Below are 7,535 nucleotides of genomic sequence, written 5' to 3' on the forward strand. Positions count from 1 at the left end.
GTCGTGGTGCGGGCCAGCGCCTGGCCCTGCCACGGGGTTACGGGGTGTCCGTCAGCCCTCGACCGTGATGCCCATGGAACGGGCGGTGCCGGCGATGATCTTCTCGGCGGCGTCCAGGTCGTTGGCGTTCAGGTCGGGCATCTTGGTGGTGGCGATGTCGCGGACCTGGTCGCGGGTGATCTTGGCGACCTTGGTCTTGTGCGGCTCGCCGGAGCCCTTCTCCACGCCCGCGGCCTTCAGGATCAGCTTGGCGGCCGGCGGCGTCTTGGTGACGAAGGTGAAGGAGCGGTCCTCGTAGACCGTGATCTCCACCGGCACGACCATGCCACGCTGCGACTCGGTCGCGGCGTTGTAGGCCTTGCAGAACTCCATGATGTTGACGCCGTGCTGACCCAGCGCGGGGCCGACCGGCGGGGCCGGGTTCGCGGCGCCGGCCTGGATCTGGAGCTTGATGAGCCCCGTGACCTTCTTCTTCTTGGGAGGCATGCTCTCTCCGGGTCCTAGTGAGAGGTGGTTCGCCCCACGATCCGGTCATCCGGACGGAGGCATACCGCACCACGATAACGGGTAGCGTCGTGCGGCCAAAAACCAAGCAGGTCAGACCGCCCCCCCGCAGCCGCGGGAAAGCCGGTCCGACCTGGTCGGTGGCGTGAGGTCCGGAAGAACTCAGTTCTTCTGGATCTGGTCGAAGCTCAGCTCGACCGGGGTCTCGCGGCCGAAGATCTCGACGAGGCCCTTGACCTTCTTCGAGTCGGCGTTGATCTCGTTGATCGTCGCCTGGAGCGTCGCGAACGGACCGTCGGTGACGGTGACGGAGTCGCCGACCTCGAAGTCCAGCACCTGGACCTCGACCTTGCGCTGCGGCGCCGGACGGCCCTCGGCCGCGGCGGCCTCCTTGGCGGCCTTCTCCTCGGCCTCCGGGGCGAGCATCTTGACGATCTCGTCCAGCGTCAGCGGGTAGGGGTCGTAGGCGTTGCCGACGAAGCCGGTGACACCCGGGGTGTTGCGGACGACGCCCCAGGACTCGTTCGTCAGGTCCATGCGCACCAGGACGTAGCCGGGGAGCTTGTTCTGGCGGACGGTGCGGCGGTCGCCGTTCTTGATCTGGACGACCTCTTCCTGCGGCACCTCGGCCTGGAAGATGTAGTCCTCGACGTTCAGCGAGACGGCCCGCTGCTCCAGGTTGGTCTTCACGCGGTTCTCGTAGCCCGCGTAGGTGTGGATGACGTACCACTCGCCGGGGAGGTGCCGCAGCTCCTCGCGCAGGGCGGCCACCGGGTCGACCGGCTCCTCCTCCTGCTGCTCCTCCTCGTCCTCGGCGGACTCGCCGGCCTCGGCGTCGGTCTCCGTCGCACCGTCCTCGGTGCTCTCCACGGCGCCCTCGTCATCAGTGATGGCGGCAGCGTCGCCCTCGACCTCGGCCGGGACGGCCGCGTCCACGTCGGCCTCTGCGGCCGCGACGGGCTCGGCGGCGTCGTTCAGGTTCGGGTCAGACACGTGGCTGCTTCTTCCTGGCTTCAAGGGGTTGAACATGCGAAAAGGCACCCCGCCGAGGGGGTCCCTCCGCGGGATCAGCCGAAGACGTACCCGACGGCCCGGCTGATTCCCAAGTCAATCACGGTTACGAGACCGATGATGATGACAACGAAGACGATCACCACGGTGGTGTACGTCGTCAGCTGGCCGCGGGTGGGCCAGACGACCTTACGGAGCTCCGCCACGATCTGGCGGTAGAACAGCGCGAGCCGCGCGAGGGGGCCCTTCTTTCCGCGCTTTCCGCCACGGCGGGGCTTTTTCTTGGACTCCGCGGTGTCGTCCTCGGAACGACCGCGCTCAGGCATGTCGATGGAGCCCAGGGCGTCCGTCACTCGTCCTCACCTGAATCCGGGTCGTGGCCGTGCCGCGCCCGGCCCGGCCGCACGGCGGTGCATTTCAGTACGTACGCGTGCACGCACCTTGGTGAAGAAGTGCGTGTAGCAGGGCCGGAGGGACTTGAACCCCCAACCGCTGGTTTTGGAGACCAGTGCTCTACCAATTGAGCTACGACCCTTTGGTGTCCCCCAACCTACCGCATGCGGCCGACCGCACCCCGTGCGTGTCCGGCGCGGCCCGTCGGGAGCCAACGGTCAGCGAGTGTACGTGGTTCGGGGCCGGTCGTCGAACAGAAGCCTTCCGGGTGGCGGCCACAAGGCCCTGTCCCGGGCCCCCTCCGGGTCTGCGACGATGCATGTATGAGCGCTGCTACTCCTTCCGAGGCCCCCACCGACCGCCGGGTCTCGCGCCGCATCGGATCGATCTCCGAGTCCGCCACTCTCGCCGTCGACGCCAAGGCCAAGGCCCTCAAGGCCGCCGGCCGTCCGGTGATCGGCTTCGGCGCGGGCGAGCCCGACTTCCCGACGCCGGACTACATCGTCGAGGCGGCCGTCGAGGCGTGCCGTGACCCGCGGTTCCACCGGTACACCCCGGCCGGCGGGCTCCCCGAGCTGAAGGCCGCGATCGCCGCGAAGACGCTGCGGGACTCGGGCTACGAGGTCGAGGCCGCCAACGTCCTGGTGACCAACGGCGGCAAGCAGGCCATCTACGAGGCGTTCGCGGCGATCCTCGACCCGGGCGACGAGGTCATCGTCCCGGCGCCGTACTGGACCACCTACCCCGAGTCGATCCGGCTGGCCGGCGGTGTCCCGGTGGACGTCGTCGCGGACGAGACCACCGGTTACCGCGTGTCGGTGGAGCAGCTGGAGGCGGCCCGTACGGAGCGCACGAAGGTGCTGGTCTTCGTCTCGCCGTCCAACCCGACCGGCGCGGTCTACCCCCGCGAGCAGGTCGAGGCCATCGGCCGCTGGGCCGCCGAGCACGGCCTGTGGGTGCTGACCGACGAGATCTACGAGCACTTGGTCTACGGCGACGCCGAGTTCTCCTCGCTGCCGGCGGTGGTGCCCGAGCTGCGCGAGAAGTGCATCGTGGTCAACGGCGTGGCGAAGACGTACGCGATGACCGGCTGGCGGGTCGGCTGGGTCATCGGCCCGAAGGACGTGGTCAAGGCCGCGACGAACCTCCAGTCGCACGCCACCTCCAACGTCTCCAACGTCGCCCAGGCCGCGGCGCTCGCCGCCGTCTCCGGCGATCTGACGGCCGTCGAGGAGATGAAGGCGGCCTTCGACCGCCGCCGGCGCACGATCGTGCGGATGCTCAACGAGATCGACGGCATCGTCTGCCCGGAGCCGGAGGGCGCGTTCTACGCGTACCCGTCGGTCAAGGGGCTGCTGGGCAAGGAGATCCGCGGCAAGCGGCCGTCGAGCAGCGCGGAGCTGGCCGAGCTGATCCTGGAGGAGGCCGAGGTCGCGGTCGTCCCCGGTGAGGCGTTCGGCACCCCCGGGTATCTGCGTCTGTCGTACGCGCTCGGCGACGAGGACCTGGTCGAGGGCGTCTCCCGCGTCCAGAAGCTGCTGGCCGAGGCGAAGTAGCGCGGCAGGCCGCACACGGCCGAGCGGGCCCCGGGGAGCTTTCCCGGGGCCCGTTCGCGCGTTCTGCCCGGCACCCCTTCGGGCTCCGGGCCTACCGGGACGGGGACCCGGTACGGCAAGATCGGTGGATGGAACGTGTACGTGATGTCCGTCAGCTCCCGAAGGCCCATCTGCATCTGCACTTCACCGGGTCGATGCGCCCGTCGACCCTGCTGGAGCTGGCCGACAAGTACGGCGTCCATCTGCCCGAGGCGCTGAGCGGCGGGGAGCCGCCCCGGCTGCGGGCGACCGACGAGCGCGGCTGGTTCCGCTTCCAGCGGCTGTACGACATCGCGCGCTCGTGCCTGCGGGAGCCGGACGACATCCGGCGGCTGGTGCGCGAGGCCGCCCAGGAGGACGTGGCGGACGGGTCGGGGTGGCTGGAGATCCAGGTCGACCCGACCTCGTACGCGCCCCGGCTGGGCGGGCTGACCCCGGCGCTGGAGATCATCCTGGACGCGGTGGACGCCGCCTCCCGGGAGACGGGTCTGGGCATGCGGGTGCTGGTCGCGGCCAACCGGATGAAGCATCCGCTGGACGCCCGTACGCTGGCGCGGCTCGCGGTGCGCTACGCCGACCGGGGGATCATCGGTTTCGGGCTGTCCAACGACGAACGGCGGGGCTTCGCCCGCGACTTCGACCGCGCCTTCGCCATCGCCCGGGAGGGCGGGCTGCTGGCGGCGCCGCACGGCGGTGAGCTGTCCGGTCCGGCGAGTGTCCGGGACTGCCTGGACGATCTGCACGCCGAACGGATCGGGCACGGCGTACGGGCCGTGGAGGACCCGGTGCTGCTGCGGCGGCTGGCGTCGCGGGGGGTGACATGCGAGGTGTGCCCCACGTCCAATGTGGCGCTCGGGGTCTACGGGAAGCCGGAGGACGTCCCGCTGCGGACGATCTTCGAGGCGGGGGTACCGATGGCCCTGGGCGCCGACGACCCGCTGCTGTTCGGCTCGCGGCTGGCCGCCCAGTACGAGATCGCGCGCGAGGTGCACGGCTTCACCGACGCCGAGCTGGCCGAGCTGGCCCGCCAGTCCGTGCGCGCCTCCCGGGCGCCCCAGGCGGAGCGGACGCGGCTGCTGGCGGGCATCGACGCCTGGCTGGCGGACTGAGGCGCGAGGGGGCGCGTGCGGCCCCGCCGCGCCCCTCCCCGGCGTCTACAGGCTGACGCCGACCGTCACCGGCTCGTTGACGAGCGTGATGCCGAAGGCGGCGCGGACCCCGTCGCGGACCTCGCGGGCCAGGGCGAGCAGGTCCTCGGTGGTGGCCCCGCCCCGGTTGGTGAGGGCGAGGGTGTGCTTGGTGGAGATGCGGGCCGGGCCGCTGCCGTAGCCCTTGGTGAAGCCGGCCCGGTCGATCAGCCAGGCCGCCGAGGTCTTGAAGCGTCCCTCGCCCGCCGGGAAGGAGGGCGGCCGCACGTCCTCGCCGAGGCGGTCGCGCACCCGCTGGAGGAAGGCGGTGTGCGCCTCCTCGGTGAGGACGGGGTTGGTGAAGAAGGACCCGGCGGACCAGGTGTCGTGGTCGTCGGCGTCCAGGACCATGCCCTTGCCGGCGCGCAGCGCGAGGACGGTCTCGCGGGCGGTGGCGGCGGGCACCCGGTCGCCGGCCGCGACGCCGAGGGCGCGGGCCGTCTCGGGGTATTTCAGGGGCGCGGAGAGGCCGCCCGCGTCCTCCAGGCCGAAGCGCACCCGCAGGACGACGAAGCGGTCGGGGTGCTCCTTGAAGCGGCTGTGGCGGTAGCCGAAGCCGCAGTCGGCGCCGGAGAGGGTGACGGTGCGTTCCGCGCGGCGGTCGTAGGCGACGACCTCGGTGATCGTCGAGGAGACCTCCTGGCCGTACGCGCCGACGTTCTGGATCGGGGTGGCGCCGGCGGAGCCGGGGATGCCGGCGAGGCACTCGATGCCGGCGAGGCCGGCGCCGACGGTACGGGCGACGGCGTCGGACCAGTTCTCGCCCGCGGCGAGGGTGAGGGTGGTGCCGTCGAGGTCGAAGCCTTGGGTGGCGATGCGCAGGGCGGTGCCGTCGAAGCCCTTGTCGCCGATGACGAGATTGCTGCCGCCGCCGATGAGCAGCAGCGGGGTGCCCGCGGCGTCGGCGGCGCGGACGGTGTCGATGACCTCGTCGTCGGTGGTGGCCGTGACGAGGCGGGTCGCGGGGCCGCCGAGACGGAAGGTGGTCAGCGGGGCGAGCGGGGCGTCGTGGAGTTCCTGCACGCGCCCCAGGGTACGGGGACGGTCCGGCGGCACCGGGCCGCCCCCGCGAGGGTGGATCAGGCCAGCCGGACCACGGCGCGGGACATGCCCAGCACCTTCTGGCCCGCGCTGGTGGCGACGAGGTCGACGCGGACGGTGCGGGCCTCGTCGTCCAGCTTGGCCGCGACCTTGCCGCTGACCTCGATCAGCGCGCCGGTGTCGTCGTCGGGGACGACGACGGGCTTGGTGAAGCGGACGCCGTACTCGACGACCGCGCCCGGGTCACCGGTCCAGTCGGTGACGACGCGGATCGCCTCGGCCATGGTGAACATGCCGTGCGCGATGACGTCCGGCAGTCCGACCTCCTTGGCGAACCGCTCGTTCCAGTGGATGGGGTTGAAGTCCCCGGAGGCGCCCGCGTACTCGACGAGGGTGGCGCGGGTCACAGGGAAGGACTGCGCCGGGAGGGCGGTGCCGACCTCGACGTCGGCGTAGGCGATGGCGGCGGTCATCTCAGCCCTCCTCGGTGGCGGCGCGGGCCACCAGCTTGGTGACGGCGGTGACGACGTGCTCACCGTCCTGGTCGTGCACCTCACCGCGGATGTCGATGATGTCGTTGCCCGCCATGGACTTGACGGCCTCGATGGTGGAGGTGACGCTCAGCCGGTCGCCGGCGCGGACCGGGCGGGTGTAGGCGAACTTCTGGTCGCCGTGCACCACCCGGCTGTAGTCGAGCCCCAGCTGCGGGTCCCGGACGACCTGGCCGGCGGCCTTGAAGGTGATCGCGAAGACGAAGGTCGGCGGGGCGATCACATCGGGGTGGCCGAGGGCCCGCGCGGCCTCGGGGTCGGTATAAGCGGGATTTCCGTCACCGATGGCCTCGGCGAATTCCCGGATCTTCTCCCGGCCCACCTCGTACGAACCGGCGGGCGGATACGTACGGCCGACAAATGACTGGTCGAGCGCCATCGGCTCGCGACCTCCTGAACGATGCGGTGGTAACGCGTGAGGCCGCCCCCAGGGTGTGGGGGCGGCCTCACGGACAAAGCCTGCTGTTATCGCGTCTCGCGGTGCGCGGTGTGCGCGTTGCAGCGGGGGCAGTGCTTCTTCATCTCAAGACGGTCCGGGTCGTTGCGCCGGTTCTTCTTGGTGATGTAGTTCCGCTCCTTGCACTCCACGCAGGCCAGCGTGATCTTCGGGCGGACGTCGGTGGCAGCCACGTGAAGTGCTCCTTGACGAACAGGTGGACAGATGAACGCATAAAGAGTAGCCGACCGAGAGGACCGACCCCACAATCGGCTACTGTCAGTAGCGGTGACCGGACTTGAACCGGTGACACAGCGATTATGAGCCGCTTGCTCTACCGACTGAGCTACACCGCTGTGATGCGAGGGGCCTCCGCCCGAAAGCGGAGGACCTCACACATCGAGCCCCAATACGGAATCGAACCGTAGACCTTCTCCTTACCATGGAGACGCTCTGCCGACTGAGCTATTGGGGCGAGCGATGAAGACATTACACGGCCCGCCGCCAAACGTGAAATCCACATCCGGCGGCCCCCGCGCACACCACACCGGTACGACTATTCCGCGCCTGCGCACCGCTCCCCCGGCGGCGTCCTAGGCTCGGGGCACGCTGCGTGATCTTGCAGGCCCGTGCGTTGCCCCGAGGAGCGCGATGTCCGACAGCAGCAGTGCACCGAGGCCGCCGGAACGGCCGGGCGGGCGGTCCGACACGTCCCCCCTGGTCCTGTGCGGCGCCCGGCTCGCCGACGGCCGCACCGTGGACGTACGGCTCGGCGGCGGACGGATCGAGGCGGTCGGCACGGCCGGCGCCCTCACCG

Annotated in this window: 9 protein-coding genes, 3 tRNA genes and 1 pseudogene; 3 read left to right on the forward strand and 10 right to left on the reverse strand. The window is 70.7% G+C overall.

Annotated elements, in window-relative coordinates:
* Nucleotides 1-51: 51 nt before the first annotated feature.
* From rplK to AC51EU_RS03065, 4 genes are all read right to left on the reverse strand, one after another.
* Nucleotides 52-486 (reverse strand): 50S ribosomal protein L11, encoded by a 435-nt coding sequence (gene rplK / locus AC51EU_RS03050; RefSeq protein ID WP_030412999.1) that lies wholly within the window; start codon nucleotides 484-486, stop codon nucleotides 52-54.
* A 180-nt stretch (nucleotides 487-666) separates the two neighbouring features.
* Complete coding sequence (gene nusG / locus AC51EU_RS03055; protein ID WP_496265044.1) at nucleotides 667-1,497, reverse strand: transcription termination/antitermination protein NusG; 831 nt, start codon at nucleotides 1,495-1,497, stop codon at nucleotides 667-669.
* A gap of 74 nt (nucleotides 1,498-1,571) precedes the next feature.
* Nucleotides 1,572-1,868 (reverse strand): preprotein translocase subunit SecE, encoded by a 297-nt coding sequence (gene secE / locus AC51EU_RS03060; protein WP_496265045.1) that lies wholly within the window; start codon nucleotides 1,866-1,868, stop codon nucleotides 1,572-1,574.
* A gap of 109 nt (nucleotides 1,869-1,977) precedes the next feature.
* Nucleotides 1,978-2,050, reverse strand: a tRNA-Trp gene (locus AC51EU_RS03065).
* A 181-nt stretch (nucleotides 2,051-2,231) separates the two neighbouring features.
* Here AC51EU_RS03065 and AC51EU_RS03070 point away from each other — a divergent pair.
* Together AC51EU_RS03070 and AC51EU_RS03075 are read left to right on the forward strand one after the other, a co-directional pair.
* On the forward strand, nucleotides 2,232-3,464 hold the full coding sequence (locus tag AC51EU_RS03070; protein WP_496265046.1) for a pyridoxal phosphate-dependent aminotransferase: 1,233 nt from the start codon (nucleotides 2,232-2,234) through the stop codon (nucleotides 3,462-3,464).
* A gap of 128 nt (nucleotides 3,465-3,592) precedes the next feature.
* A complete protein-coding gene (locus AC51EU_RS03075; RefSeq protein ID WP_496265047.1) occupies nucleotides 3,593-4,612 on the forward strand; it encodes an adenosine deaminase in 1,020 nt (339 codons plus the stop codon).
* Nucleotides 4,613-4,657: 45 nt separating this feature from the next.
* On the opposite strand, the gene AC51EU_RS03080 is transcribed toward AC51EU_RS03075, so the two are convergent.
* From AC51EU_RS03080 to AC51EU_RS03105, 6 genes are all read right to left on the reverse strand, one after another.
* Complete coding sequence (locus AC51EU_RS03080) at nucleotides 4,658-5,713, reverse strand: UDP-N-acetylmuramate dehydrogenase (RefSeq protein ID WP_496265048.1); 1,056 nt, start codon at nucleotides 5,711-5,713, stop codon at nucleotides 4,658-4,660.
* Between the two features lie 56 nt (nucleotides 5,714-5,769).
* Nucleotides 5,770-6,204 carry a MaoC family dehydratase gene (locus AC51EU_RS03085; protein ID WP_496265049.1) on the reverse strand — a complete coding sequence of 145 codons (435 nt, stop codon included), beginning with the start codon at nucleotides 6,202-6,204 and terminating at the stop codon, nucleotides 5,770-5,772.
* A gap of 1 nt (nucleotide 6,205) precedes the next feature.
* Nucleotides 6,206-6,661: an FAS1-like dehydratase domain-containing protein gene (locus AC51EU_RS03090; RefSeq protein WP_496265050.1), complete on the reverse strand. Its 456-nt coding sequence runs from the start codon at nucleotides 6,659-6,661 to the stop codon at nucleotides 6,206-6,208.
* A gap of 86 nt (nucleotides 6,662-6,747) precedes the next feature.
* Complete coding sequence (rpmG, locus tag AC51EU_RS03095) at nucleotides 6,748-6,912, reverse strand: 50S ribosomal protein L33 (RefSeq protein WP_004571794.1); 165 nt, start codon at nucleotides 6,910-6,912, stop codon at nucleotides 6,748-6,750.
* Nucleotides 6,913-7,001: 89 nt separating this feature from the next.
* Nucleotides 7,002-7,074, reverse strand: a tRNA-Met gene (locus AC51EU_RS03100).
* A gap of 46 nt (nucleotides 7,075-7,120) precedes the next feature.
* A tRNA-Thr gene (locus AC51EU_RS03105) sits at nucleotides 7,121-7,193 on the reverse strand.
* A gap of 176 nt (nucleotides 7,194-7,369) precedes the next feature.
* On the opposite strand from AC51EU_RS03105, the pseudogene AC51EU_RS03110 reads away from it, so the two are divergent.
* A pseudogene (locus AC51EU_RS03110) lies at nucleotides 7,370-7,535 on the forward strand (hydrolase); the annotation flags it as partial.

The organism is Candidatus Streptomyces philanthi (assembly GCF_059553635.1).

Excerpts from the sequence above, each read along its gene's own strand:
- rplK (WP_030412999.1), bottom strand. The coding sequence starts at position 486 with ATGCCTCCCAAGAAGAAGAAGGTCACGGGGCTCATCAAGCTCCAGATC.
- AC51EU_RS03070 (WP_496265046.1), top strand. The coding sequence starts at position 2,232 with ATGAGCGCTGCTACTCCTTCCGAGGCCCCCACCGACCGCCGGGTCTCG.
- AC51EU_RS03075 (WP_496265047.1), top strand. The coding sequence starts at position 3,593 with ATGGAACGTGTACGTGATGTCCGTCAGCTCCCGAAGGCCCATCTGCAT.
- AC51EU_RS03085 (WP_496265049.1), bottom strand. The coding sequence starts at position 6,204 with ATGACCGCCGCCATCGCCTACGCCGACGTCGAGGTCGGCACCGCCCTC.
- AC51EU_RS03090 (WP_496265050.1), bottom strand. The coding sequence starts at position 6,661 with ATGGCGCTCGACCAGTCATTTGTCGGCCGTACGTATCCGCCCGCCGGT.